Annotated in this window: 22 protein-coding genes and 2 tRNA genes; 20 read left to right on the top strand and 4 right to left on the bottom strand. The window is 57.8% G+C overall.

The features are described 5' to 3' along the window. The first annotated feature begins 53 nt into the window (after positions 1-53). From ACQ4W0_RS20450 to ACQ4W0_RS20440, 3 genes are all read left to right on the top strand, one after another. Positions 54-713, top strand: a complete 660-nt coding sequence (locus tag ACQ4W0_RS20450) for a PIN domain-containing protein (protein ID WP_436578432.1) — start codon at positions 54-56, stop codon at positions 711-713. A gap of 57 nt (positions 714-770) precedes the next feature. Continuing rightward, the gene (locus ACQ4W0_RS20445; RefSeq protein WP_436578431.1) at positions 771-1,379 is read left to right on the top strand and encodes a hypothetical protein; all 609 of its coding nucleotides are present in this window, start codon (positions 771-773) and stop codon (positions 1,377-1,379) included. Positions 1,380-1,917: 538 nt separating this feature from the next. Further along, positions 1,918-3,585, top strand: coding sequence for a HEPN domain-containing protein (locus ACQ4W0_RS20440; RefSeq protein ID WP_436578430.1), 1,668 nt, complete (start codon positions 1,918-1,920; stop codon positions 3,583-3,585). Positions 3,586-3,696: 111 nt separating this feature from the next. Here the strand turns inward: ACQ4W0_RS20440 and ACQ4W0_RS20435 are convergent, their stop codons facing one another. The 3 genes from ACQ4W0_RS20435 to ACQ4W0_RS20425 form a co-directional block, all read right to left on the bottom strand. Next, on the bottom strand, positions 3,697-6,102 hold the full coding sequence (locus ACQ4W0_RS20435) for an AAA family ATPase (RefSeq protein ID WP_436578429.1): 2,406 nt from the start codon (positions 6,100-6,102) through the stop codon (positions 3,697-3,699). A 384-nt stretch (positions 6,103-6,486) separates the two neighbouring features. Next, positions 6,487-7,239 carry an NAD-dependent epimerase/dehydratase family protein gene (locus ACQ4W0_RS20430; protein ID WP_436578428.1) on the bottom strand — a complete coding sequence of 251 codons (753 nt, stop codon included), beginning with the start codon at positions 7,237-7,239 and terminating at the stop codon, positions 6,487-6,489. Next, positions 7,236-7,526, bottom strand: a complete 291-nt coding sequence (locus ACQ4W0_RS20425; protein WP_436578427.1) for a DUF2917 domain-containing protein — start codon at positions 7,524-7,526, stop codon at positions 7,236-7,238. The genes ACQ4W0_RS20430 and ACQ4W0_RS20425 overlap by 4 nt, the downstream gene beginning before the upstream one ends. A 180-nt stretch (positions 7,527-7,706) precedes the next feature. Here ACQ4W0_RS20425 and ACQ4W0_RS20420 point away from each other — a divergent pair, with 180 nt between their 5' ends. The 5 genes from ACQ4W0_RS20420 to ACQ4W0_RS20400 all read left to right on the top strand — a co-directional run bounded on the left by ACQ4W0_RS20420 (position 7,707) and on the right by ACQ4W0_RS20400 (position 11,427). Further along, entirely contained in the window at positions 7,707-9,128 is a 1,422-nt protein-coding gene (locus ACQ4W0_RS20420; protein WP_436578426.1) for an aminotransferase-like domain-containing protein, read from the top strand. Between the two features lie 143 nt (positions 9,129-9,271). Further along, positions 9,272-9,475, top strand: a complete 204-nt coding sequence (locus tag ACQ4W0_RS20415; protein ID WP_436578425.1) for a hypothetical protein — start codon at positions 9,272-9,274, stop codon at positions 9,473-9,475. A 135-nt stretch (positions 9,476-9,610) separates the two neighbouring features. Next, the gene (gene serS, locus ACQ4W0_RS20410) at positions 9,611-10,900 is read left to right on the top strand and encodes a serine--tRNA ligase (RefSeq protein WP_436578424.1); all 1,290 of its coding nucleotides are present in this window, start codon (positions 9,611-9,613) and stop codon (positions 10,898-10,900) included. A 77-nt stretch (positions 10,901-10,977) separates the two neighbouring features. Further along, positions 10,978-11,067: transfer RNA gene (locus ACQ4W0_RS20405), tRNA-Ser, on the top strand. A gap of 270 nt (positions 11,068-11,337) precedes the next feature. Continuing rightward, positions 11,338-11,427, top strand: a tRNA-Ser gene (locus ACQ4W0_RS20400). Between the two features lie 162 nt (positions 11,428-11,589). On the opposite strand, the gene ACQ4W0_RS20395 is transcribed toward ACQ4W0_RS20400, so the two are convergent. Next, positions 11,590-12,315 (bottom strand): hypothetical protein, encoded by a 726-nt coding sequence (locus ACQ4W0_RS20395; protein ID WP_436578423.1) that lies wholly within the window; start codon positions 12,313-12,315, stop codon positions 11,590-11,592. A gap of 141 nt (positions 12,316-12,456) precedes the next feature. Between ACQ4W0_RS20395 and hisC the strand changes: the two genes are divergently transcribed. From hisC to ACQ4W0_RS20335, 12 genes are all read left to right on the top strand, one after another. After that, on the top strand, positions 12,457-13,512 hold the full coding sequence (gene hisC, locus ACQ4W0_RS20390; protein WP_436578422.1) for a histidinol-phosphate transaminase: 1,056 nt from the start codon (positions 12,457-12,459) through the stop codon (positions 13,510-13,512). 4 nt (positions 13,513-13,516) lie between these two features. Continuing rightward, positions 13,517-13,954, top strand: a complete 438-nt coding sequence (locus tag ACQ4W0_RS20385) for a GNAT family N-acetyltransferase (protein WP_436578421.1) — start codon at positions 13,517-13,519, stop codon at positions 13,952-13,954. A 63-nt stretch (positions 13,955-14,017) separates the two neighbouring features. Further along, positions 14,018-14,887, top strand: a complete 870-nt coding sequence (locus ACQ4W0_RS20380) for an NAD(P)-dependent oxidoreductase (protein WP_436578420.1) — start codon at positions 14,018-14,020, stop codon at positions 14,885-14,887. A gap of 204 nt (positions 14,888-15,091) precedes the next feature. Continuing rightward, positions 15,092-16,156: a YeiH family protein gene (locus tag ACQ4W0_RS20375; protein ID WP_436578419.1), complete on the top strand. Its 1,065-nt coding sequence runs from the start codon at positions 15,092-15,094 to the stop codon at positions 16,154-16,156. A gap of 16 nt (positions 16,157-16,172) precedes the next feature. Continuing rightward, positions 16,173-17,477 (top strand): D-amino acid dehydrogenase, encoded by a 1,305-nt coding sequence (locus tag ACQ4W0_RS20370; protein WP_436578418.1) that lies wholly within the window; start codon positions 16,173-16,175, stop codon positions 17,475-17,477. Beyond that, on the top strand, positions 17,474-18,289 hold the full coding sequence (locus tag ACQ4W0_RS20365) for a thiazole synthase (RefSeq protein WP_436578417.1): 816 nt from the start codon (positions 17,474-17,476) through the stop codon (positions 18,287-18,289). Before ACQ4W0_RS20370 ends, ACQ4W0_RS20365 begins: the two co-directional genes overlap by 4 nt. Before the next feature lie 98 nt (positions 18,290-18,387). Then, the gene (locus tag ACQ4W0_RS20360; RefSeq protein WP_436578416.1) at positions 18,388-19,398 is read left to right on the top strand and encodes a porin; all 1,011 of its coding nucleotides are present in this window, start codon (positions 18,388-18,390) and stop codon (positions 19,396-19,398) included. Between the two features lie 301 nt (positions 19,399-19,699). Beyond that, a complete protein-coding gene (gene xsc, locus ACQ4W0_RS20355) occupies positions 19,700-21,454 on the top strand; it encodes a sulfoacetaldehyde acetyltransferase (RefSeq protein WP_436578712.1) in 1,755 nt (584 codons plus the stop codon). A gap of 111 nt (positions 21,455-21,565) precedes the next feature. After that, positions 21,566-22,567, top strand: coding sequence for a phosphate acetyltransferase (pta, locus tag ACQ4W0_RS20350; protein ID WP_436578415.1), 1,002 nt, complete (start codon positions 21,566-21,568; stop codon positions 22,565-22,567). 1 nt (position 22,568) lies between these two features. Next, complete coding sequence (locus ACQ4W0_RS20345) at positions 22,569-23,330, top strand: TSUP family transporter (RefSeq protein ID WP_436578414.1); 762 nt, start codon at positions 22,569-22,571, stop codon at positions 23,328-23,330. Between the two features lie 286 nt (positions 23,331-23,616). After that, the gene (locus ACQ4W0_RS20340; protein ID WP_436578413.1) at positions 23,617-24,504 is read left to right on the top strand and encodes an RNA ligase family protein; all 888 of its coding nucleotides are present in this window, start codon (positions 23,617-23,619) and stop codon (positions 24,502-24,504) included. Beyond that, a complete protein-coding gene (locus ACQ4W0_RS20335; protein ID WP_436578412.1) occupies positions 24,501-25,643 on the top strand; it encodes an AAA family ATPase in 1,143 nt (380 codons plus the stop codon). The genes ACQ4W0_RS20340 and ACQ4W0_RS20335 overlap by 4 nt, the downstream gene beginning before the upstream one ends. Positions 25,644-25,747 lie beyond the last annotated feature (104 nt).

Below are 25,747 nucleotides of genomic sequence, written 5' to 3'. Positions count from 1 at the left end.
GGCGAAGATACTTGGGGTAATATTATCATTAATTCCATTTTGGCTAATTGAACATGAAAAAGCTCTTACTTGTTGATTTGGAAAACAAGCACAAGGTAGATTTGTCTGTCTTGGATGAGAGCTTTAAAGTCATTATTTTCGTCGGCGCCAGTCAGAATTCACCCCAAGCTTCCAGGAAACCAGCAACGGCTCACAGGTTCTGCCGTGTGGACTTCCTGAAAATATCAGGTCGCGGCAAGAATGCCTTGGACTTCCACATAGCCTTTGAGTTGGGTAGGACGTTTGAAACAGCTCCTGATACCCAGTGCTTCGTGCTCAGTGGAGATAAGGGTTTTGATCCGCTTCTGAACCACCTGAACACCAATGGCATGAGTTGCAAACGGGTGGAGAGCATTGCAGAGCTCGTAAGCCCCAATATGGCGCCGGTCGTGGTGCATGACCAGCTTGTCTGTCCTCATTGCAAAAAAGCCAGCACGATTGAGCACCACGGTGGTCATTGGTGTAGCAACTGCGGCAGGTTTGCTACACCACCAGATCCGAAGCTGTTGCCGTCTCATCAGGCAGGCTATATAGAGTCAAAACGAGTTAATTCTGAGTATACCCATGCTTCCCACGAGTGTGGCTGGTGCAACCAGCATACCGATATGGCAGGAGGGATTTATGATGACGGTGAGTGGATGTGTGGGGGTTGTATATCTCGTTATGCACGATAGCTGACTAATTAAATGCAAAAAATATAAATTTACATTGAAATTTTGAAAGACAGCAGCATGGTTGAAAATTACTCCCCAATCTATGTTAAGAAACTTGCCGAAGCTATAGACCAATCAAGTAAATTAGGTTTTACACGACCTCCAATCATTGCTGCTGGAGCTCAGATTCAAGATGATGTTCTTAGAGCTACATCTAAATTGTTAGGTCATCTATCCGCCACCTTGGCTCTGGCTGTTCCCGGCTATTGGGGAAACTCTTGCCAGACGTTATCCACGAACATTTTTGCGATGCTTAATACCCACGGTATTGATGCCAATATAGTTCTCGGAAACGTCATCATCAGTACCACTGACGAATTTGAAGTGACATTGGAAAGCTTGCAGGCAGAGGTGAATTCCACGGTTGAGTTGGGTGAGGTCCAGCAGGTTCATGCTTGGATATCTTTGGGTGGCGACACTATTGTTGACGCCGCTCTTCCTCCTAGACTGGCAAGGTACTACAAAGCTCCGCAACACTTCAATGACATGATGTTTATCGGGAGAGCAGGGGAGTTCAATGTAAAATACAACATTCAATACCAGCCAATTCTTGTCGGTACTGAATTCTTTGCCAGAACTAATCCACCTGACCCGATGGAATTGCTTAAGTTAATGCGAGGGAGATAGCTGAAGTTTAAGAAGGTAAATTTATACATCTTGATCACCTTGGCTGTCGCCGGTCCCCGGACCTCATATTCTGGAAGAAGGTCGGAGCCTCCTCATTAACGTGATCGGGTTGAGGTGGTGGATTCGGGAGTTTCTATGGCCATTTTGTTGTAGCATGAGAATTAGTGAATTGTAAGCCGACGTGCTGCTACATTGAATGCTGACGGCTTGTTTAGCCCAAAGCAATCACTCCACACTGATAATCTATGAAATTCTTTGATCGTTTCACCGATTTTGGAACGACTGCCCAGTTCACTTGAGTCATCTGCGGTATGGGTGTTCTTGGCTACATCAGTACGACCTGGGTTCTGTCGCTGTGGGGGAGGGGAGCTACACATTGCAATAGCAGCTTCACCCGCTGGAGTCTCACTGACGTTGTCCGCTTTGGCACGAATTCATGTCGCGCTTGTCTTGGTATTCGGCGGTGCAGCCGTTTCGATTGTGGCTTTTCTTACAGGTCATTTGAGCATATTTTTACCATGGGACTGGCCGATAAAAAATGTCAAGAATTCCAAACTCTTCGGACCAACTAAAGCTTCTCGTTACCTTACTTCATCATGAACGAGGGGAGCTTGCAAGTGGTCAGCTTTCTTTTGGTGGCAATCTCCCCACGCAAGTGAGTTTTAATCTCAGTTCCCTATGTGCGCTAGTTGATGGAGATCAATTTGAGCTGATTAAGGCGGTAGGCGACAATGGGAAAATATATACTCTTTGCGGTTGTAAATACCATAGACTTAGGCTCTATGCTGAGTACCTAATTGAATCCGACATTGCAGAAATTGAATTTGATCAGATTATTGTCCGGTATTGGGAGGTGTCTGAGTGGTTCCTTCACGGGCAGAATGTGCAGGGGGAGATAGGAGATGAATTAAGGTGGAATCATAGGCCGAAGCCTCTCTCCGTGAGAGTATCTACACCAGAAAAACAGTTTACTCTATCTAGTGGGTATGTAAGTTCTGCTGAACGCAGTGGTGAGGATCTGACGATTCACGAGCATATTGAGTTCAATTTTACAACCACCGGGCGTCAATTTAGTCTGGAAGATGTGAGGGGGAAATCGCATGAATTGTCTTGCTTGTTGTCGATCCTTATTGCCTACCCAGCGACGTTGATGAATGTAAAGGTAGGCTTTAAAAGTGGGATTTTTGCCAAAGTTCATTTTCAAGGCTACGGCCGCCCTAAGCGATACAAGTCAGACTCTAGCTTTTGGACTACGTTGTTGGTTCAGCAGTATTGCATAGAAGATAAGTGGCAGACAATTTTTGATAGCTACTACGACTCCAAGTATCGAAAAGTATGTTGGGTCCGATTGGCTGGTATGCAGAGATATGACGGATTTTGGGAATACAAAGCTCTTGGCTATATCAGTATTCTTGATCATTATGTAAAGATACGATCTGCCAATTTCAAGAAGCCTGTTGCTAAAGTTGCAGAGGAAAAATTGGCGGTATTCCGACAAAAAGTTACCAATAGTGTGCCTTCTCTTAGCGCAACCGATATTGACACTATCGAAAGAGTAGCAGATAGCGTGTTCGGAAACACAGGACAAACCTTTGGTGACAGATATCGGTTATCAATGGATCAAACCGATCAGGATGTCGTCAAGATCATCTCCATATCGCCTCAAGACTTTCAGTTCATACTAAAAATTCGGAATGCCGTTGCGCATGGAGATGATCCAGAGTTGAAAAGTTATGATTATCCGAGAGTCAGTGATATTGTGGGTAAAGTTGAAATACTTTTAACTTACTGGGCATTTTTGGATTTTGGACTAACGACGAAGGACTTCATCGAGTGCCTCAGTAAAACACACAATTCTTTAAAATTATCATGCACTCTGGATAAGGTGCATTTGGCACGGCTTTCGAGAACGGCTGAATTCTTCTTGGTTACAGGTGAAGAGTTTGATAAGTTAACAATATTAAAAATTCGGCACTCACCGTGCTTCTTGCGTGGATCAAATGGTGAGCTTAGATTTTCGGAGCATTACACAAAAGTGTATGCAGATTGGGAGAGAACTTCGTTCCGAGAATCAGGGGATTTGCAACCGGATAAGATTTTTGACGTGGACGAAAATTCCGTCAGTTGTTCTGGACACGCTTACATTGAATCTGGAGACAATAGAATAGAAGTATTCTTTATGTGGATCATAAAATCCGAGCAATGAGGTGTACAAATTTCATTGCTCGTTCAACTAAGTGTTTTGTCGTGTATAAAATATAGACAATCCCGAGCCTTTCGTGTAAAAAGGCTAGAGCATCGACCATTTATGTAGATTTTAGCTTACTCGTTCAGGCGCTCCGATGCTTTTTACCAGAGAGTTATACTGGTGCGGGTCTTTCTCATATATTTTGTCCAGCACATAATTTGCAAGTTTTGGAATTTCAGGTATCTCAACTGGCTTCATGCTTCTGTCGAAGATTGACTCTAGATGCGATAACTCATTATTCAGGCGATTGATCAGCGTAACGGCCATATCATCGTCACCGAAAAACTTCTTCATGCGTTCTAGTCCATCATTCTGGTTATCGTGATGGGGGTATTTGTAGAAAAGAAATGCTTCAAGAAACTTCCGAAGATTGTTGCCAAATGAATAGAACGGTTCATGCGAAATTTTGACGTACTCTGCATCACGGCATTTGTAGATTTGATGGAATAGGTAGTTGAACTCAGTGATGTACTCTTTGAGGTAGGAAGGCATCAGAGATATTGCGCTGGTGCCACCATTTCTTTCAATAATAAAGTGCTGATTTCCGCCGTGGTTCTTTTCAGGGGGTAAAGACAGTTTCTTAAGGTATTTCAGGAAGTCTAGGTTGTGTGTAGATATAAAGAGTTGCTTATAACCGTACGAATTAGATCCATCAGGATTTTTTTTAGGCTTCGCGATCAAGCTTTCAATTAGGCTAAACATGAAGAAAATGTGGTTGCCGTCCAAGCTTGAGATTGGATCATCAATGTAGATGATTAAGTCTTTTCCCTTACTCTCTGGATCTTCAAGTCTTGCCATGAAGTAGCAGAATGCAATAAGGCTGCACTCACCTTCGCTGAGGTTGTACGCGGCCTTACCGTCTCGTGTGATTTCAAACTTTACCGTTACTTTGTCAGCATCGTCCCGGGCTTCTAGCTTGATACCATCATGGCCGAAAAAATTGTTGAGCAAGGAGTTGACCCGTTCCGCACCTTTTCGCTCGTCCTTCTGCTTGGCCCTTAACGCTTGGACTTCCCCCTCGGCCTCACGAATCACTTTCTCCGCATCCGTGCAGGCCGTACTCGCCGTGTCTGCCCCTGTCTTCAAAGTGGCGATTCGACCAAGTTCTTTATCATAGGTGATGGCCTCAACGAAAGCGAATACGTCTGCCAGGCGCAGTGCATCTCTGGCGGTGGTCTTGTCCTTTTCCAAGGTGGTAGTCTTGCCGTTGCTCTTGATGATCAGTGCATTTATGTCGTCAACATGTTTCTCAATTTCCTTTGCGTTGTACCAAGGAGCATTAAGGGAAACAGGCTGGAAGAGGTTGTTCTTCCGAGTCTCCAGCGATTTTTTTAGTACCTCCAGATCCTTCTTATAAACGGCCAGTGCTTGGGACAGGGCTTTGCTTCTGGATTCAAATGCAGTGCGCTCGTCGGCGTAAAACTGAGTACCTGTGAAGGTGTTGAGCCCTGCAATAGTAGCGATTTCGTCCGTGACTGAAGTAATGGCTGCATCTAAGGCCGTTTCCAGGTCGCCAGATTCCTTGCTAAAGTGCTCATCTAAAACCTGCCAAATGTCGTGAGGCAGATCTTGTCGGCAGAAGGCGCAGGTATCGCGCTTCTCGCGGTGGTGTCCCATGCCTTGCTTGACCCAAAGTTGCAATGCACTGTCCTTGAGCAATTCCTCAATGGCCTTAGTCGGGGTAATCGTCTTGGACAGCAGGGGTTCAGCGGTGGCGGTTAAAGACTCAAGCTTAAGGGTGACAGCCAAGGTGCCTGTGATGTCAGGCAAGGCTTCTTGCTTGAGCAGGGTCAGCTTAGCCGCTTGTTCTTCGGTAGTGAGTGCGACGAAGCCGGGCCTCTTGGTGGAAGCAATGTCGTTTTTGATGTGGCTAATGTTGTAGACGGCAGTACCATACTGGCGGTTCTTTTTGATCTTGTCACTAGCGTGCAAACGCAGCTTTTCTTCTAGGCCACTTGAAGCAGTGGTGTGGGCAGATTTGGTAGTATCGCGATCTTTCTTCTTGGATTCCAAGTCAAACCGAAGTCCCGCCTTGCCTTCCACGCTGCCCAACTTGGCCTCAATGGCGGCGATAGCGTCGTCAATTTCCTTGTTCTGCTCACCGACAATGGCAAAGGTTTTGATGACGCCACCGATTTCTTGGTTGACTAGAAAACTGAGATTGTCGGTCACGAAATCGCGGTTGTAGACCCGCACGTCGTAGTTGTGGGTTGGTAGGCCAGTATGAGTGACAGCACCCTTGTCACCTGTCATGGCGAAGGAGGAACCTGCATAGTTCAAGGGAAGCTTGCGAGTCTCCAGCGACCGGAATATGCGGGAAAGTGTTGTCTTGCCAGAGTAGTTCCGACCATACAGAATGTTCAGCCGTTTGAAATTCTGTACAGTTTTTCCGCTGTCTTTAACGGATTTTTTCCACTCCAAACCGCTGAAGCTGCCAAAGCTCGGTATATCTATCTGATTGATCACAGATCCCATCCCTCCAATATTTGCCTCTCGGCTGGTTGTAATAGAGTGTTGCAACCAGTCTACACGTATAAACAGGTGATGCCAGTATGTAATGTCAAAAAGGCAAGCATCTAGACTCGGTAATATATTAATAACAAACGATGGGAAATTTTGTGCTCATGATAGCCTTGGCTGTTGAGTTTCCCTGCTCGATCTTTACTCTTGCCATTCAAACTAAACGATCCTGTAGCGAATCTGACATCAGATGAAAAAGCGGAAATTTGCAGATGTCTACCATGGTTACGATGGAAGAAAGTTGACGATAGATATCCTCATTGCCTATTTCCCCAAGGTCTTGGCGAAAATAAAAAATAATGTGGACTTCTATCTTGAAGAAATGGAAGAGCGATACGTTTACAAGCCTAGCAAGGTAAAACCGTCATCCTGCGGCGCGTAGCCGACCAGCCGGCGCGTCGCCGCGATGGACAGGCGTTTATAGCGGTTGTCCGACACCCCATGCACGACGTGGTAGCCGGGCGGCACGTCGGCGGCGATGCAGCGGGCCAGCAATTGCACCACGTCGCGTTCGCTGATGAAGGCGGCGATGTCGCGTGCGCTGTGCTGTTGACCTGGTGCAAAGTGGGCCACGTTGGCGATGCGCACGGCAATCGCCGTCATGCCATGCTGGTGCGCGAACGCGGAGGCCACGCCTTCGCCGAAGGCCTTGCTGGCGCCATACATATTGGCGGGCCGGGCCGGCATGCTTTCCTGTACTTGCACATCCAGCGGATAGCCCTCGGTGGCTTGCGCGCTGCTGGCAAACACGACTCTTTTCACACCTTGTGCCTGTGCCGCGCGGAAGATGTTGTGCGTGCCGATGATGTTCGGCTGCAGCAATTGTGCATCGAAATCGGCGCTCGCGTGCGGCACGCCGGCCAGGTGCAGCACCACGTCGATGTCCGCGCAGGCGGCCAGGCAGGCGGCATGGTCGCCGACATCGAGTTGCAGGGATGGGCAGGGCGCTTCGGCCAGCTTGCCTGTGTGCAGGTCGGCCAGGCGCAGGGAGAATTCCCCGTGCCGGCGCTTCCAGAAAGCGGTGCCGATGATGCCGGCGGCGCCCGTGACGAGGATGCGCAATGGTGCTTGACGCAGTGATTCTTTAGTCATGTATTCCTTGTGTTCAGTGTGTGAGGCCGTGCCAGGTTCAGCCAGCGCAGCAGGGTGGGCCGGGGTGCGGCGGTCCCATGCACGCGGATGTGTCCGCTACCCACGGCTTCGACCAGCACCAGGCCGTCATTCGGTATCGTGTAGCGTTCGCCGCTGCGCAGCACGCAATCCTCGAACTGGGCGTAGGCCGTGATCCACGCCGTGCCGGACAGGCATTCGATGACCCTGGCATGCGCTTTTTCCAGGCGCAAGGGCCGTTCGCTGCGTAATTCGTGGTCGGTATGCATGGCATCGCTCCTGTTGTGCTGACAGGAACAGCTTAGGCGCTTGCGGTGAACCATGACAGATGCAGAAAAACGAAATTGTCATGAACACAGTGTACTTCAGCGTACACTGTGCTTGTCAAAAAATCGGGCAACTGTATCTGTGCGGGCCGTGCGCGGCAGCCGCATACTGAAGGGATGAACATGAGCGCGCATTTGAATCTGTACGAGCACCTGGCCAACGAGCTGGGCGCCCTGATCGACTCGCGCGTGTTTGCCCCTGGCGACCGCCTGCCGTCGATCCGCCACCTGGCGCAGCAAAAGCGCATCTCCGTCAGCACGGTGATGCAAGCCTTGCGCCTGATGGAAGACCGTGGGCAAGTCGATGCGCGGCCCCAATCCGGCTATTTCGTGCGCCACCGGGCGCCGCGCCGGCCCTGCAGCGCCGATGCCCAGCATTTGAAGGAGCCGGCCTTTGTCGGCATCAATAATCTGTTGATGCGCGTGCTGAAGGATAACGAAACGGCGAATATCGTGCAGCTGGGCACGGCCTGGCCGCCCGACGAGATATTGCCCATCAAGCGCATGCAGCGCACCATCAGCGCGGTGGCGCGGCGCGAGCCTGTCTTGTTGAGCAAAGTCAGTTGCTATGACGTCAGCGAAAGCAATTTCTTGCGCCAGGTCACGCGCCGGGCGCTGGACTGGGGCAAGCTCGATCCGCACGAGATCGTCGTGACGAATTCCTGCACGGAAGCGATCAGCCTGTGCCTGCGCGCCGTGGCCAAGCCGGGCGACACCATCGCCATCGAATCGGCCACGTATTTCGTGCTGTTGCAGATGATCGAAAGCCTGGGCATGAAGGCGCTGGAAATTCCCACGGACCCGAAGACGGGGCCGTCGCTCGATGCGCTGGAGCTGGCACTGCGCGCCGGCCTCGTGCAAGCGTGCTTGTTCGTGCCGAACGCAAATAATCCCTTGGGCTGCGTCATGCCGGAAGCAAACAAGAAGCGCCTGGCGGGCCTGCTGTCGGAATTCAATATTCCGCTGGTGGAAGACGATGTGTATGGCGACCTGTGCTTTGCCCCGCAGCGTCCCTGGCCCGTGAAAGCCTACGATACGAGCGGCAATGTCTTGCTGTGCTCCTCGTTTTCCAAGGCCATCACGCCCGCGTCGCGCGTCGGTTACGTGCTGGCCGGGCGTTTCGCGCAGGAAGTGGCCCTGCTGAAAACCGTGTCGAGCGGCGCCACCAGCCATTTCTTTCAAGCTGTGCTGGCTGACTTCCTGGAGGGCAGCAGCTACGACCAGCAGCTGCGCAAGATGCGGCGCACTCTGGTGCAGCGTATCGCCCGCATGTCCGACGCCGTGGCGGCCAGCTTTCCGGCCGACTGCATGCTGTCCGAGCCGCAGGGCGGTTTCGTGCTGTGGGTGCAGATGCCGCCGCAAGTCGATGCGCTGGCCTTGCACGGCCAGGCCATCGCGGACGGCGTAGCGTATATGCCGGGCCAGCTGTTCTCGGCTTCAGGCAAGTTCGGCAATTATCTGCGCCTCAATTGCGGCAATGCCTGGACGCCGCGCATCGAGCAGGCCATCGTCCGATTAGGGAGTCTCGTCAAGGACGCCTTGTAAATCGCGCTTCAGTCCCCGTTTTTCACCATTCGCTCCCTGTTTTTTGCCGCCGGTCGCAAGCCGGTGGCGTTGTTTGTCGCCGTTGGCTAAAGTACCACCATACCAGCAGCAGTCAACGACACAAACCAACCAGGAGTCACATCATGAACGCACTGAAAAACATGGAAATCACCTTTGTCGCCGCCGCCATCATCGCCATCGGTGCCAGCTTCGCCACCGCCGGCGCGAACACCCTGGAAGTGAGCGCGAACAGCACCGTGATCGCCCAGGCTGCCGACAGCACGATGCCCGTCGTCACCGTCAGCGCCCGCCGCCTCACCGCTGCCGAAAAAGCCGCCTTTATTTAAGCTTCAGCCATAGAGCGGGCGCGAGTGCCCAGCCATGCTGCCATGACGATGGCCAGCCATGTGCAAAACTCCGAATGAACTGAACGGGTCTTGGTACAATGAGTGCTTTCGATACATCGGCACCGCCATCCACCCATGATAGATATCCAACTACTCCGTAAAGACATCGCTACTGTTGCCGCCCGCCTGGCAACGCGCAAATTCCAGCTCGACGTGGCAGGTTTCAATGCCCTCGAAGCCGAGCGCAAGGCGATCCAGACGCGCACCGAAGAGCTGCAGGGCAAGCGCAACGCGCTGTCCAAGCAAATCGGCATGTTGAAAGGCAAGGGGGAAGACACCTCGGCCGTGATGGCGCAAGTGGCCGGCCTGGGCGATGAATTGAAAGCCGATGAAGCAGCCCTGACCGTGGTGCAAGCCAAGCTGAGCGACTTCATCATGGCCGTGCCGAACCTGCCGCACGAATCGTCGCCCGTGGGTATGGACGAGTCGGGCAACGTGGAAGTGCGCAAGGTCGGCACGCCGCGCACCTTCGATTTCGAGGTCAAGGATCACGTCGACGTGGGCGCCCCGCTGGGCCTCGATTTCGAAGTGGCCACCAAGTTGACCGGTTCGCGCTTCTCCGTCATGAAGGGCGGCATCGCCCGTTTGCACCGCGCACTGGCGCAATTCATGCTCAACACCCACGTGGACGAGCACGGCTACACGGAATGCTATACGCCGTACATGGTCAACGCCGATTCGCTGCGCGGCACGGGCCAGCTGCCGAAATTCGAAGCCGATCTGTTTTCGGTGAAAAAAGGCGGCGTGGAAGGCGAGGGCGAGACCTTCTACCTGATCCCTACCTCGGAAGTGTCGCTGACCAATATCGCGCGCGATGAAATCCTTGCGCTCGATCAATTGCCACTGAAAATGACGGCCCACACGCCATGCTTCCGCTCGGAAGCGGGCAGCTACGGGCGCGACACGCGCGGCATGATCCGCCAGCACCAGTTCGACAAGGTGGAAATGGTGCAAGTGGTGCATCCGGACACCTCGTATCAGGTGCTCGATGAAATGGTCGGCCACGCGGAAACGATCTTGCAACGCCTGGGCCTGCCATACCGCGTGATGTCCCTGTGCACGGGCGACATGGGCTTTACGGCCACCAAGACCTTCGACCTGGAAGTGTGGCTGCCGGCGCAAAATACCTACCGCGAGATTTCGTCCCTGTCGAACTGCGAAGCCTTCCAGGCCCGCCGCATGCAGGCGCGTTTCCGCAACACCGCCGGCAAGCCGGAACTGGCGCACACTCTGAACGGCTCCGGCCTGGCAGTGGGCCGCACCCTGGTGGCCGTGCTGGAAAACTACCAGCAGGCAGACGGCAGCGTCGAAATCCCGCCAGTGCTGCGTCCTTACATGGGCGGCCTGACGCATTTGAAGGCGTAAAATAGTCCTTCCCTTTTTTCAAGCGGCTGCTATAATCTTGCCTTCTCGCAGCAATGCGAGGAAAGACCGCAGTAAATGGAGAGGTGGCAGAGTGGTCGAATGTACTTGACTCGAAATCAAGCGTACGTTAAATCGTACCGTGGGTTCGAATCCCACCCTCTCCGCCAGAACAAATAGAGAAAGCTCCCGAAAGGGAGCTTTTTTTATTTGTGGCGGCGAAGAGGAGTACGCCCCCAACGGGGCGTACGCGTGGGATTCGAAGCTCCGCGCATATTTGCGCGGAGCTCTCCGAATCGTCCATTTGGTTTTTTGGTTTGGCTGCCAGCCCTCAGTTGCAAATCGCCAATAAAACCCCTACCCAACCCAACAACACCCATGCTAAAATAGCGCCTCGTTCAAACCGGCACGCCAGTTTGAATGAATAGACCGCAGTAAACGGAGAGGTGGCAGAGTGGTCGAATGTACTTGACTCGAAATCAAGCGTACGTTAAATCGTACCGTGGGTTCGAATCCCACCCTCTCCGCCAGAATACATAAGAGAAGCTCCCGCAAGGGAGCTTTTTTTATACCCGCCACAGATGCAAGCCACCAGCGTCCCAATCCAGGTAGAAAAACCGCCCAAAGCGCGGAGCGCAAGGCGTTTTTTCCTCCATTCAAGCTCTAATTGCCAGCGCCGCAACGAACGCAAGCTAGTGCACCAGCCTCGCCACCGCAAACGCCACACTCGCCAGCGCAATCATCGTTCCCACACAAGACAGAATAACAGCCGACTTCGCCTCAGCCACATCGGACCTGGTCGCGTAATTGGAGCGCACCACCGCCAAGTCCAGTTTCAAGTTACTGACATCCGCCTTGAGAACAGTAACATCCGTTTTCAGGCCCGCAACATCCACCTTGATATCGGCAACATCCGTTTTCAGACCAGCCACATCCGTCTTGAGAAAAGCAACATCCGTTTTCAGACCAGCCACATCCGTCTTGAGAACAGTGACATCCCTCTTTAGGTCAGCCACATCCACCCTCATACCGGCCACATCGACCTTCAAATCAGCAACGTCCAGTTTCACACCAGCCATGTCTTTGCCCAGTGTATTGACTTGCTCGTCCATGACCCCATCCTCCGCGCTTTTCACTTCATGCTCCTCGCTTTTTTCGCCGCTGTCAAACAGTGTCCCAAGGGTATCGCGCATCGCTTTGCTATTCCTTGCCAGGCGTTGCGCCAGCGCTGACACGCGCTGCAAGTCGGCCATACCTTCACCCTGTAGTTGGCCCGTGGCAGCCTGCAATTCGACGGAGATCTGTTCGCCGAGGCTGGCAGCAAGCTGCATCCATGCATCGATCTTGCGCTGGCGTGCCTGTTGCGTTAGTGCGCCTTGCCGCCCCCGTGTATCGCTCAGCTTGTGCATGTTGTTCATGCCACGCCCTCTTCACCTTGGGGCCGATGCCGATGCTGCCCACGCTACCCCTCGCCGCTGCAACCCACCTTGACCCTGCTCAGCCTATGGTAATCTACCCCCTCCCCATCCTGCCCCCATACCAAAGTAATGAGCAAAGCAATGAGCCGATTCTGGAGCAACATCGTCAGCGAGCTGACCCCCTACATCCCGGGCGAGCAACCGAAACTGCCCGACCTGGTCAAACTCAATACCAACGAAAACCCCTATGGTCCGTCGCCCCAGGTGCTGGCCGCGCTGCGCGAAGCAAGTAACGACGCCCTGCGCCTCTACCCCGATCCTTCCGCCAGCGAACTGAAGCAAACCTTGGCCGCCTATCACGGCTTGACCAGCGCGCAAGTGTTCGTCGGCAATGGTTCCGACGAAGTGCTGGCGCTGGCTTTCATGGCCTTGCTCAAGCACGATGCGCCGCTGTTGTTCCCCGACATCAGCTACAGCTTTTATCCCGTGTATTGCAAGCTGTATGGCATCGATTACCGCACGGTAGCGCTCGACGAGTCCATGCGCATCCGCCCGGAAGATTACCGGGGGCCGTGCGGCGCCATCATTTTTCCGAATCCGAACGCGCCGACAGGCGTGGACTTGCCGCTGGCCGGCGTGGAAGCGCTGCTGCGCGACCATCCCGATGCCGTGGTGGTGGTCGATGAAGCATATGTGGATTTCGGCGGGGAAAGTGCCGTGGCCCTGGTCGACCATTATCCGAACTTGCTGGTGGTGCAGACGTTCTCGAAATCGCGCTCGCTGGCCGGCTTGCGCGTGGGCTGTGCCTTCGGGCATGTTGACCTGATCGAGGCGCTAGAAAGAGTGAAGAACAGTTTCAATTCCTATCCGCTGGACCGGCTGGCCCTGGCCGGCGCCGTGGCCTCGCTGCACGACGAAGCGTATTTCCAGCAGACGCGCCAGGCCGTCATCGCCAGCCGCGAGCAGCTGACGGCGGACTTGACGGCGCTGGGCTTCGAGGTGCTGCCTTCGGTGGCTAATTTCATCTTCGCCCGCCACCCGCAGCATGACGCGGCGCAACTGGCGGCCGGCTTGCGCGCCCGTTCCGTGATCGTGCGCCATTTCAATGCACCGCGCATCAACCAGTATTTGCGCATCAGCATCGGCAACGTGGACGAATGCGCAGCCCTGCTGGCGGCCTTGCGCGCAGTGCTGTGACGCCATGCTGAGCTTCATTGCTGCCAGCATCGCCGATGGCGAGGCGCTGGCCAGCCTGCGCGTGGCCGCCATGCGCGAAAGCCTGGAGCGTATCGGCCGCTATGATCCGCAGCGCGCGCGTCAGCGTTTTCTGGCCACGTTCGAACCCGATTACACCTGGCAGTTGCGCCATGGCGACGCGCTGGCCGGCTTTTATGTGTTGCGCCCGCATGCGGACTATTTATTGCTCGATCACCTCTACCTGGCGCCGGGATGCCAGCGGCAAGGCATGGGCGCGGCCGTGCTGGCGCGCGTGTTTGCCGAGGCCGATGCGGCCGGCAAGAGCGTGCGCGTGGGCGCCTTGCGCGGTAGCGAGGCGAACCGCTTCTATGTGCGTCACGGCCTCGTGCCAGATGGCGAGGAAGAGTTCGACCTGTATTATCGGCGCGCCCCCGCAGCTTGAGGCTGCCGGCGGCGACTGTTTGTGCAACAATAATCGGATTCATTCATCGACAGGACGGACAATATGGCAAAAGTGGCATTCATCGGTTTGGGCGTCATGGGTTTCCCCATGGCAGGTCACCTGGCGGCGGGCGGGCACGACGTCACCGTGTACAACCGCAACCCGGCCCGCGCGGCCGCCTGGTTGGAGCAGCACAAGGGCAGCAGCGCCGCCACGCCGGCGGCCGCCGCTGCAGGCGCAGAATTCGTCTTTACCTGCATCGGCAATGATAACGATCTGTATCAAGTCATCCTGGAAGAGGGCGGCTTGCTGTCCTCCATGGCGCCGGGCAGCATCCTGATCGACCACACGACGGCTTCCGCCGAAGCGGCGCGCACCATCCATGCGGCGGCGCAAGCGAAGGGCGTGTTCTTCCTCGACGCGCCCGTGTCCGGCGGTCAGGCGGGCGCGGAAAACGGCAAGCTGACGGTGATGGTGGGCGGCGATGCGGAAGCCTACGCGCGGGCCGAGCCTGTCATCGCCTTGTTCTCGCGCGCCGTCACTTACATGGGCGCGTCCGGTTCCGGCCAGTTGACGAAGATGGTCAACCAGATTTGCATCGCGGGCCTGGTGCAAGCCTTGAGCGAAGGCATCGCCTTCGCGGAAAACGCGGGCCTCGATGCGGCGCTGGTGGTCGATGTGATTTCCAAGGGCGCGGCGCAGTCTTGGCAGCTGGAAAACCGGGGCAAGACCATGATCGAGCGCAAGTTCGACTTCGGTTTCGCCGTCGATCTGATGCGCAAGGACCTGGGCATCTGCCTCGCCGAAGCCAAGCGCAACGGCAGCGACTTGCCCGTGACGACCTTGACGGACCAGTTCTATGGTGAAGTGCAGCAGGCGGGCGGCAACCGTTATGACACGTCCAGCCTGATTACCCGTCTGAACAAAAAGTAATCTTTCAAGCACTGGCAACAGCGGCGCGTCCCTGCAAAGGGCCGCGCCGCTCGTCGTTTACGGCGCCGATATCATTAAAACGTCATTTTCCGGAACATCCTGTTTCGATTTTCATGGAAAAGCATGGACTTCGCTAGCTCATCGTGTATTATTAAAAAACGAGATGAAATGTCCCAATTTTTAAAACATTATGAGCGGACCCGCATGAAAACCAACTCCTCAGCGATAACACGCGTTGTCGACAAGAACATTCCCTACCTGTCTTCCGCCGTCGCCATCTGGCGGCCCCGCGCCGTGCTGCGCAGCTGGCCTGGCGTGGCCATCGCGCTGGTGATCGCCCTGTCGGCCACCTTTATTTCCAGCAATTACGGCGGCCCCCAGTTGCTGTACGCGCTGTTCTTCGGCCTGGCCTTCCACTTCCTCGCCTCCGACCCCACCTGCAAGCCCGGCATCGAATTTTGTAGCAAGGTGCTGCTGCGCACGGGCGTGGCCCTGCTGGGGGCGCGCATCACCTTCAACCAGATCGCCTCGGTCGGCGTGACGCCCCTGCTGATCGTCGTCGGCGGCCTGGTGGCGACTTTGGGCTTCGGCTACCTGCTGGCCAGGTGGCTGAAGCGTCCCATCACGGAAGGCATTTTGTCGGGCGGCTCGGTCGCCATCTGCGGCGCCTCGGCCGCGCTGGCCATCTCCGCCGTGCTGCCGCAAACCAAGGAAAACGAAAAGTTCACCCTGCTGACGGTGGTGGGCGTGACGTCGCTGTCGACCCTGGCCATGATCGTCTACCCGCTGCTGGTCAAGCTGCTGGGCTTTGACCCGACGGAAGCGGGCGTGTTCATCGGCGGCACCATCCACGACGTGGCGCAAGTGGTGGGCGCCGGCTATCTGGTGAGCAACCATACGGGCGACGTGGCCACCTTCGTCAAACTGACGCGCGTCGCTTGCCTCGTGCCCGTCGTGCTGGGCCTGTCGATCATGTTCAAGCGCAAGGATGGCAAGAGCGAAGTCGACGCGCCGCCGCTGGTGCCATTCTTCCTGATCGGCTTTGTCTGGCTCGTCATCACCAACAGCCTGGGCCTGATCCCGCACGAAGTGAATGGCTGGATCAATAATGCCTCGCGCGCCTGCCTCGTCATTGCCATTGCCGCCCTGGGCGTGAAAACATCGTTCCAGTCGCTGGCCTCGCTGGGCTGGCGTCCCGTGATCATGCTGGTGATGGAAACGGTGTGGATCGCCGCCTTTGTCGCCATCGCCGTGCTGCTGACGCGCTAAGCGAGTCGAGCCCGCCATGAAGATCCTTGTCCTCGGCGCCGGCGTGGTCGGCACGGCATCGGCCTGGTACTTGCGCCAGGCGGGCCACGACGTGCGCGTGATCGAGCGCCAGGCGGGCGCCGCGCAGGAAACCAGCTTCGCTAACGGCGGGCAGATTTCCGTTTCGCATGCGGAGCCGTGGGCGAATCCCGCCACCCTGCGCAAGGTGCTCACGTGGCTGGGCAAGGACGATGCGCCCCTGCTGTTCCGCCCCCGCCTGGACCCGCGGCAATGGCAGTGGGTGCTGCACTACCTGCGCGAATGTTTGCCGTCGAGGGTGTCGCGCAATATGCGCCAGATCGTCGCCCTGGCCGAGTACAGCCGCCAGAGTCTGCAAGCCTTGCGCCGCGAAACGGGCATCCAGTATGACCACCTGGAACGGGGCATCTTGCATTTCTATACGGACCAGCAGGAATTTGATAAATCGCAAGCGGGCGCTGCGCTGTTGCGCGACTTGGGCTGTCCGCGCAACACCGTCAGCGCCGATGAAGTGATCCGCATTGAGCCTGCCCTGCGCCACGCGCGCAGCCGCATCGTGGGCGGCGACTTCACGGCCAGCGACGAATCGGGCGACGTGCATTTGTTTACCACGGCGCTGGCCGCGCGCGCCGCCGCAGCCGGCGTGGATTTTCGCTTTGGCACGACGGTGACGCGCTTGCTGGTGGATGGAGAACGCATCACGGGCGTGGAATGCATCGACGCGCAAGGGCGCCACCGCGTCGAGCACGCGGACGCCGTGGTGGTGGCCATGGGCAGCTTTTCCGCACCGTTGCTGCAGCCGCTGGGCATCCGCCTGATGCTGTATCCGGGCAAGGGCTATTCGGCCACCTATCCGATTCTCGACCCCGTCAGCGCGCCTTCCGTGTCGCTGACGGACGACGGTCATAAACTGGTGTTTTCGCGCCTGGGCGCGCGCCTGCGCGTGGCGGGCACGTGTGAGCTGAACGGCTACACGCGCGAACTGAACCCCGTGCGCTGCGCCGCCATCACGCGCCGCGTGCAGGCGCTGTTTCCCCACGCCTGCGATTACAGCGACCCCGTCTACTGGGCCGGCTTGCGTCCCCTCACGCCCTCGAACGTGCCGTACATCGGCGCCACGCGCTACCGCCAGCTCTTCCTCAACACGGGCCACGGCACCCTGGGCTGGACCATGGGCTGCGGCGCGGGCAGGGCGCTGGCCGACCTCGTGTCGGGACGGCGGCCCGACGTCGATTTTGCGTTTTGCGGCGAATCCTCCCGACAAGAGGCCGCTTTGGTTCAACTTAGGAGAGCACCACGATGAGACACGCCACCACCCCCAGCCAAGCACCGACCGGCCTGACCCTGGCAGGCACCACCTACCAGTCGCGCCTGCTGGTGGGTACAGGAAAGTACAAGGATTTCGAGGAAACGCGCCTGGCCATCGAGGAGAGCGGCGCGGAGATCGTCACCGTCACCATTCGGCGCGTGAACATCGGCCAGGAAAAGGGCGAGCCGAACCTGCTCGACTTCATTCCGCCATCGAAATACACGATTCTGCCCAACACGGGTGGCTGCTACAACGCGCGCGACGCCGTCTACACCTTGCAACTGGCGCGCGAGCTGCTGGGTGGCCACCCGCTGTGCAAGCTGGAAGTGCTCGGTGACGAAAAGACCCTGTTCCCGAACATGCCGGAAACCTTGAAGGCGGCGCAGGAGCTGGTGCGCGACGGCTTCCAGGTGATGGTGTATTGCAGCGACGACCCCATCCAGGCGCGCATGCTGGAAGAGATCGGCTGCATCGCCGTCATGCCGCTGGCGTCCTTGATCGGCTCGGGCATGGGCATTTTGAATCCGTGGAATCTGTCGCTGATCATCGAGCAAGCCCGTGTGCCCGTGCTGGTCGATGCCGGCGTGGGCACGGCGTCGGACGCGGCCATCGCCATGGAGCTCGGTTGCGACGGCATCTTGATGAATACCGCCATCGCGGCGGCGCGCGAACCGATACGCATGGCGCGCGCCATGAAACTGGCAGTGCAGGGCGGACGCGAGGCTTATCTGGCCGGACGCATGCCCCGGAGAGCGAACGCCATGAGCGCCTCGCCCTCGTCGCCGATGGCCGGGCTGATCGCCTGAACCGCCGCATTTGCAGCAATGTGCAGCACCGTTGTTGATTTCTGTTGATTTTTTGCTTGAAGAACGCACCCATAAAAACCACAATACCTGGAGATGACATGAAATACACACTCGTAGCGGCAGCCATCCTGGCCTCCTTCTTCGCCGGCAGCGCCAGCGCCCAATCGTCCGTCACCGTGTACGGCTTGCTCGACGCGGGCCTGACGTCCGAACACGGCGGCGCGGAAGGTTCCGTCACCAAGTTGGCCACCGGCGTGCAGTCGGGCAGCCGCATCGGCTTCAAGGGCACGGAAGACCTGGGCAATAACCTGAAAGCCAACTTCTTGCTGGAAAATGGCCTCGACCTCGATACGGGCGCCTACCGCCAGGGCGCCCTGTTCGGGCGCAAGGCGTACGTGGGCCTGTCGGGCGGCTTCGGCGCCGTGAATATCGGCTTGCAACACAATCCGCTGTTCACCGCGCTGGACAATATCGACCCCTTCGAGACGGGCATGACGGGCGCCTCGATCAACCTGATGAGCGTGGCCAGCCTGCGCACGAAAAACTCCATCATGTACGAGACGCCGAAAGTGAACGGCCTGTCGGCCGCCGTTATGGTCGGCCTCGGTGAAAAGCCGGACAGCAACACCCTGGGCCGCACCATCGACTTTTCCATCGACTACGCCAACGGCCCGCTGGTGCTGACCCTGGCGCATGACAACCGCAAGGACACGCCGCTGAACACGGCAAAAGTGACCTTGCTGGGTGGCACCTACGACTTCGGCCCCGCCAAGCTGCATGCCGCGTATGAAACGGACAAGGATGATGCGGGCACGAATTTCCGCGACTATATGCTGGGCGTGTCGGCGCCCGTGGGCGCGGCAGGCAGCGTGATGGCCTCGTACATCCGCAAGGATGATCGCACGAACGCGCGCCGCGGCGGGCGCCAGCTGGCCATCGGCTACACCTATGCCTTGTCCAAGCGCACGAATCTGTACACCTCGTACGGGCGCATCAACAACGATGGCGCGGGCAGCAACTTTGTCGGCGACGCATCGAGCGGCGGCAGCGTGCCCTTGCCTGGGCATAACTCGAGCGCCTTCACGGCCGGCATGCGCCTGAAGTTCTAAGGCGCAGCGCAGGAGGTATCGATGGCGGGCTGTCTGTTGCGGATGGCCCGCCATTGTTGTTTCAGGAATGGCGCAAAGTCACGGATTCCGGATTCAGGAATGAAACAGTCCGATTTTTCATGAATTTTCATTGACAGCGCATTTCGCAACCGTTAAATTGAACACGTATTTCAAATATCGGAACAAAATATACCGATTTTTCATAAAACCGTAAGGAGACTGAGCCATGACCGATTTGTCCGAACAAAAAGCCGCCGCCGCAGCCGCAGTGAATCCTCCCGTTTCAGTAGGCCCGCAAAAGATGACGCCTTCCGAAGCGTTCGTGGAAACCCTGGCCGCCAATGGCGTGACCGACATGTTCGGCATCATGGGCTCGGCCTTCATGGACCCGATGGATATCTTCGCCCCGGCCGGCATCCGTTTGATTCCCGTCGTGCACGAGCAGGGCGCCGGCCACATGGCCGACGGCTATGCCCGCGTCTCGGGCCGCCATGGCGTGGTCATCGGCCAGAACGGCCCCGGCATCAGCAATTGCGTGACGGCCATCGCCGCCGCCTACTGGGCGCATACGCCCGTCGTCATCATTACCCCTGAGACGGGCACCATGAGCATGGGCCTGGGCGGCTTCCAGGAAGCGAACCAGTTGCCGATGTTCGAGGAATTTACGAAATATCAAGGTCATGTGACCCATCCGGCCCGCATGGCCGAATTCACGGGCCGCTGCTTCGACCGCGCCATGTCGGAAATGGGCCCGACGCAACTGAACATCCCGCGCGACTATTTCTATGGCGAAATCAAGGCGGAAATCCCGAAACCGAACCGCCTGGACCGTGGCGCGGGCGGTGAGCAAAGCCTCAACGATGCGGCCGAATTGCTGGCGAAGGCCAAGTTCCCCGTGATCATTTCGGGCGGCGGCGTCGTCATGGGCGATGCGATCGAAGAGTGCAAGGCCCTGGCCGAGCGCCTCGGCGCCCCCGTCGTCAACAGCTATCTGCATAACGACTCGTTTCCCGCCAGCCACCCGCTGTGGTGTGGTCCGCTCGGCTATCAAGGCTCGAAGGCAGCCATGAAACTGATCGCCCAGGCCGACGTCGTCGTGGCCCTCGGTTCGCGCCTGGGACCGTTCGGCACCTTGCCGCAGCACGGCATGGATTACTGGCCAAAGAATGCCAAGATCATCCAGATCGACGCGGACAACAAGATGCTGGGCCTGGTGAAAAAGATTTCGGTGGGCATCTGCGGCGACGCCAAGGCGGCCGCGAAAGCCATCCTGGCGCGCCTGGACGGCAAGACGCTCGACTGCGACGCCACGCGCGACGAGCGCTATGCCACCGTGCAAGCGGAAAAAGCGGCATGGGAAGAGGAGTTGACGAACTGGACGCATGAGAAGGATGCGTACAGCCTGGACATGATCGAAGAGCAAAAGAAAGAACCGGGCAGCTATCTGCACCCGCGCCAGGTCTTGCGCGAGCTGGAAAAAGCCATGCCGGAAGACGTGATGGTGTCGACCGACATCGGCAACATCAACTCGGTGGCGAACAGCTATCTGCGCTTTGAAAAGCCGCGCAGCTTCTTTGCGGCGATGAGCTTTGGCAATTGCGGCTATGCGTTCCCGACCATCATCGGCGCGAAAGTGGCCGCACCGCACCGTCCGGCCGTGTCGTACGCTGGCGACGGCGCCTGGGGCATGAGTTTGATGGAAACGATGACCTGCGTGCGCCACAACATTCCCGTCACGGCCGTGGTGTTCCACAACCGCCAGTGGGGTGCGGAAAAGAAAAACCAGGTGGATTTCTACAACCGCCGTTTCGTTGCCGGTGAACTCGACAACCAGAGCTTCGCGGAAATTGCGCGGGCCATGGGCGCCGAAGGCATTACGGTCGACAAGCTGGAAGACGTGGGCCCGGCATTGAAAAAGGCCATAGCCATGCAGATGAATGAAGGCAAGACCACCATCATCGAAATCATGTGCACGCGCGAGCTGGGCGACCCGTTCCGCCGCGATGCGCTGAGCAAACCTATCCGTCACCTGGACAAGTACAAAGACTACGTATAAGCAGTCAGAACTATCCTTGTATGACCCCGGCAATCGCGTCGGGTTTTATGTGCCGGAGCCATCTGCGTGCTTCCGTGGCTCCGGCACTTTTTTTACCGAATTGGAGTACCCATGAAAGCCCTGCACCGCATCATCGAGCAAGCCCGTGCCATGCCGAAAAACATCGTCTTGTGCGAGGGCGACGATGCGCGCGTGCTGCAGGCGGCAGCGCGGGCGGCAAGCGAAGGCCTGGCGCATATCACCATTGTCGGCAAGCCGGCCACCATCTTGGCGCTGGCGCGCGAACATGCGCTGGACCTGGACGTCGTGCGCCTGGTCGACCCGGCAATTTCCGATGAGTCGGAACACTATGCCCAGCAATTGTTTGTGCTGCGTCAAGCCAAGGGCATGACGGTGGAGCAGGCCAGGATGGCCGTGCAAGATCCGCTGTGCTACGCCAACCTGATGGTGCGCCTGGGCGATGCCGACGGTTGCGTGGCGGGGGCCGTGCACACGACGGCCGACGTGGTGCGCAGCGCCATCCAGATCATCGGCGTCGATCCCGCCTTCAAGCTGGTGTCGAGTTTTTTCCTGATGATGCTGTGCGAACCGTTCCACAGCCTGAAGGGCGGTTTCATCTTTTCCGACTGCGCTTTAGTGGCCGATCCGAAAGCGGAAGAGCTGGCCGACATCGCCATGGCCGCCGCCGACAGCGCGCAAGCCTTGCTGATGGAAGAACCGCGCGTGGCCATGCTGTCGTTTTCCACCAGCGGCAGTGCCCATCACGCGGCCGTCGACAAGGTGCATGCGGCCACGGACCGTGTCAAGGCCCAGCGCCCGCTGCTGGCCATCGATGGCGACGTGCAACTCGATGCCGCCATCGTGGCCGAAATTTCCCAGCGCAAGGTCAAGGATTCCGTCGTCAACGGCCGCGCGAATGTGCTGGTGTTTCCAAACCTCGACGCGGGCAATATCGGCTACAAGCTGGCCGAGCGCATGGGCGGCGCCATCGCCATCGGCCCCTTGCTGCAAGGCTTGAACAAGCCCGCCAACGATTTGTCGCGCGGCTGCAGCGCCGACGACGTCTATAACGTCATTGCGGTCACGGCCGTGCAGGCCCAGGGTGGACGCTGAGTTGTTCAGCTTGCCCGTGCTGGCGCTGCTGGGCGTGGTGGCGGCGGGCACGTATTTCCAGACCGTCACGGGCTTTGGCCTGGGCATGATCGTCATGGGCGTGGCCAGCGGACTGGGCCTGGCGCCCGTGCCCGCGCTGGCGGCCCTCGTCAGTTTGTTGTCTTTGGCCAATTGTCTGGTAGCCTTGCCGGGCGCCTTGCACCACCTGGACTGGCGCGCCATCCGCGCGGCCAGCATCGGCTTGCTGCCGGCCATGGCGGCCGGCGTCTTGTTATTGGGATATCTGGACCAGGCGTATGCGCCCGTCCTGAAACTGTTGCTGGGCGCGGCCATCGTGTATGGCGGCGTCAGCATCGTGCTGCAGGCGCCACCGGGTCCGGGCGCGGCCGATAAACGCAGCTTTTTCATCAGCGGCGTGTGCGGCGGCCTGTTTTCGGGCCTGTTTTCGCTGGCCGGCCCGCCCCTCGTGTATCAGTTTTACCGCCAGGAAATGAGTTTGACCACCATCCGCTACAGCCTGATCTTTTTGTTCGCCATCAGCGCGGGTGGACGCTCGCTGATGGCGGGTAGCCAGGGCCAGCTGGACGCGAAAGTCTTGCTGCTGTGCGCGCTGGCCTTGCCCGTGGGCGTGCTGGCCACCATGGCCGGCAAGCGCTACCCGCCACCGATCGCCCAGCGCGGCATGCGCCGCATCGCGTTTGCCGTGCTGACCCTGATTGGCCTCTCGCTGATGGCGGCGGCCGTGCCACAGCTGCTGCACTAAGCGTGCGGCGCTTGCAAAATATGCAAACTGCCGTTATATTCCCCGTTCTTTCTCGAACCTCTTCCTTATTGGAGCCAAAAGTGCCTCGCTTCTTCGCCATCACCTGCTAACGCTGACGAAATGCTCATTGCAGCATCGTTCGGCGCGTTGACGCCCCCGATTGCTGCGGCACTGCTCTATCCGCACACGTATCCGAGACAACCGTCTTGATCGTCCACGCCCGAACACGTCGTCAGCCATCCTGACCCTGTATGGACACGCCCCGGTGAACGCGGCGTGGGACGCTATGTTTTTACAATCTTTACCCTTATTCAAATACCCGCGCACGCCGCACCTGGAAGGCTCGCGCCTGCAGGATGGCGACGACGGTTCCGACCAGATGCCTTTGAAAAAGCTGGCCGGCCAGTACGTCGTCATCGAGGAAAAAATCGATGGCGCCAACTCTGCCGTGTCGTTCAGCGATGCGGGCGAGGTGTTGCTGCAGTCGCGCGGCCATTACCTGGCGGGCGGCGGCAGCGAACGCCAGTTCAACCTGCTCAAACCGTGGGCGCATGCGCACGAACACGCCTTGCTGCATCTGCTGGAAGATCAGTATGTGCTGTTTGGCGAATGGTCTTACAGCAAGCACTCCGTGTTTTACGACCGGCTGCCCCATTACTTCAACGAGTTCGACGTGTATTGCCGCCGCACCCAAACCTTCCTCTCCACGGCGCGCCGGCACGCCATGCTGGCCGGCTCGCCCGTGCTGTCCGTGCCCGTGCTGTATGCGGGCTTGATGCCCACGTCGCCAAAACAGCTGTGGCAGCTGCTGCGCCATTCGCTGGCCAAGTCCCGGCTGTGGCGCGACGCATTCGAGGGCGTGGTGGCGCGCGAGCGCCTGCCGCTGGAGCTGTGCTGGAAGCAGACGGACAAGTCCGACCACGCGGAAGGCCTGTACCTGAAAGTGGAAGACGACGAGCAAGTGCTGGCCCGCTACAAGCTGGTGCGGCATGACTTTACGCAAACCATCCTCGACAGCGGTTCGCACCACAGCACGCGGCCCTTGATCCCCAACCAGCTGGCCGAGGGCGTGGACCTGTACGCGCCGCAGCCGCTGGTGACGTGGCAGAGCCTGGGCTTGCACACCTGCCAGTCGCTCGATGAACTGGCAGCATTCTCAAGGAGTACAAAATGATGAACTGGAAAAACCTGCAACAACTGGTGCCGCTGGCGGGCCAGTCGCCCGATTTCAGCGCCTGCCTGGCCGCTTTTCCCCAGCTGGAACTGGCGAAAACGACGCCGCAAAACCCCGTCTACCACGCGGAAGGCGACGTGTGGACGCATACGATGATGGTGGTGGAGTCCTTGCTGGGCATGCTTGAATATCAGCAAGCGACGCGGGCGGAACAGGAAATCGTCTTCCTGGCCGCCTTGCTGCACGACGTGGCCAAGTGCAGCACCACGGTGATCGACCCGGTCACGGGCGCCATCGGCCAGCCCGGCCATTCGCGCAAGGGCGCGCTCGATGCGCGCATCGCCCTATGGGATTGCGACGTGCCGTTTGCCGTGCGCGAGGAAATCTGCCGCCTGATCAATGTGCATCAGGTACCGTTCTTTGCGTTGGAACAATCACGGCGCGGCGTCACGCCGGAATTCACGGTGCGCGAACTGTCGTGGCAGGTCGATATCCGCCTGCTGGCCATGCTGGCCGAGGCCGACATCCGCGGCCGCATTTGTCCCGATCCGCAGCGCATCCTCGATGCCATCGAGCTGTTCCGCGAACTGGCGCGCGAGGAAGGCTGCTATGGCCAGCGCAGGGTCTTTGTCGACGATCACACGCGCGTCAAATATTTTCGCGGCGCCGAGGCGCATCCCGATTATTCCCTGTTCCAGGAGCCGGGTTCGCACGTGATCGTGATGTCGGGCTTGCCCGCTTCGGGCAAGAATACGTGGGTGGAGAAGCATCATCCGCGCCTGCCCGTCGTGTCCTTCGACGATGCGCGGACGGCCTTGGGCTTGAAGCACGGCAAGAACGAGGGGCAGGTGGGAGACTATGCGGAAGAGCGGGCGCGCGAACTGTTGCGCCGTGGCGAGCCGTTCGTGTGGAACGCCACGCATCTGTCAAAACTGATGCGCGAAAAGACGCTCAAGCTGCTGTACAAATACCAGGCGCAGGTGGAGCTGGTGTACCTGGAGCAGCCGCGCAAGGAATTACTCAGACGCAACGGCCAGCGCGACACCTCGCTCAGCAACAAGAAGCTGCAAGCGATGCTGTGGAACTGGGAAATCCCGCTGCCGATGGAAGCGCATGCCGTGCGCTATTGCGTCAGCTAGCCCTGCAGCGGCCAAGCGCCGTCGAAAGCGCTTGACCGGGCACCCGCCACGCGCCATGCTGGGCGCATGACCCTTGTTTCCCCTTCTTTCCTGTAAGCCTGCCG

It is taken from the genome of Janthinobacterium breve, assembly GCF_051380895.1.
In the GTDB taxonomy this organism is placed as follows: Bacteria; Pseudomonadota; Gammaproteobacteria; order Burkholderiales; family Burkholderiaceae_D; genus Janthinobacterium.
The sequence above is the reverse complement of the archived record's forward strand: the minus strand, read 5'-3'. Positions and strand labels throughout refer to the sequence as shown.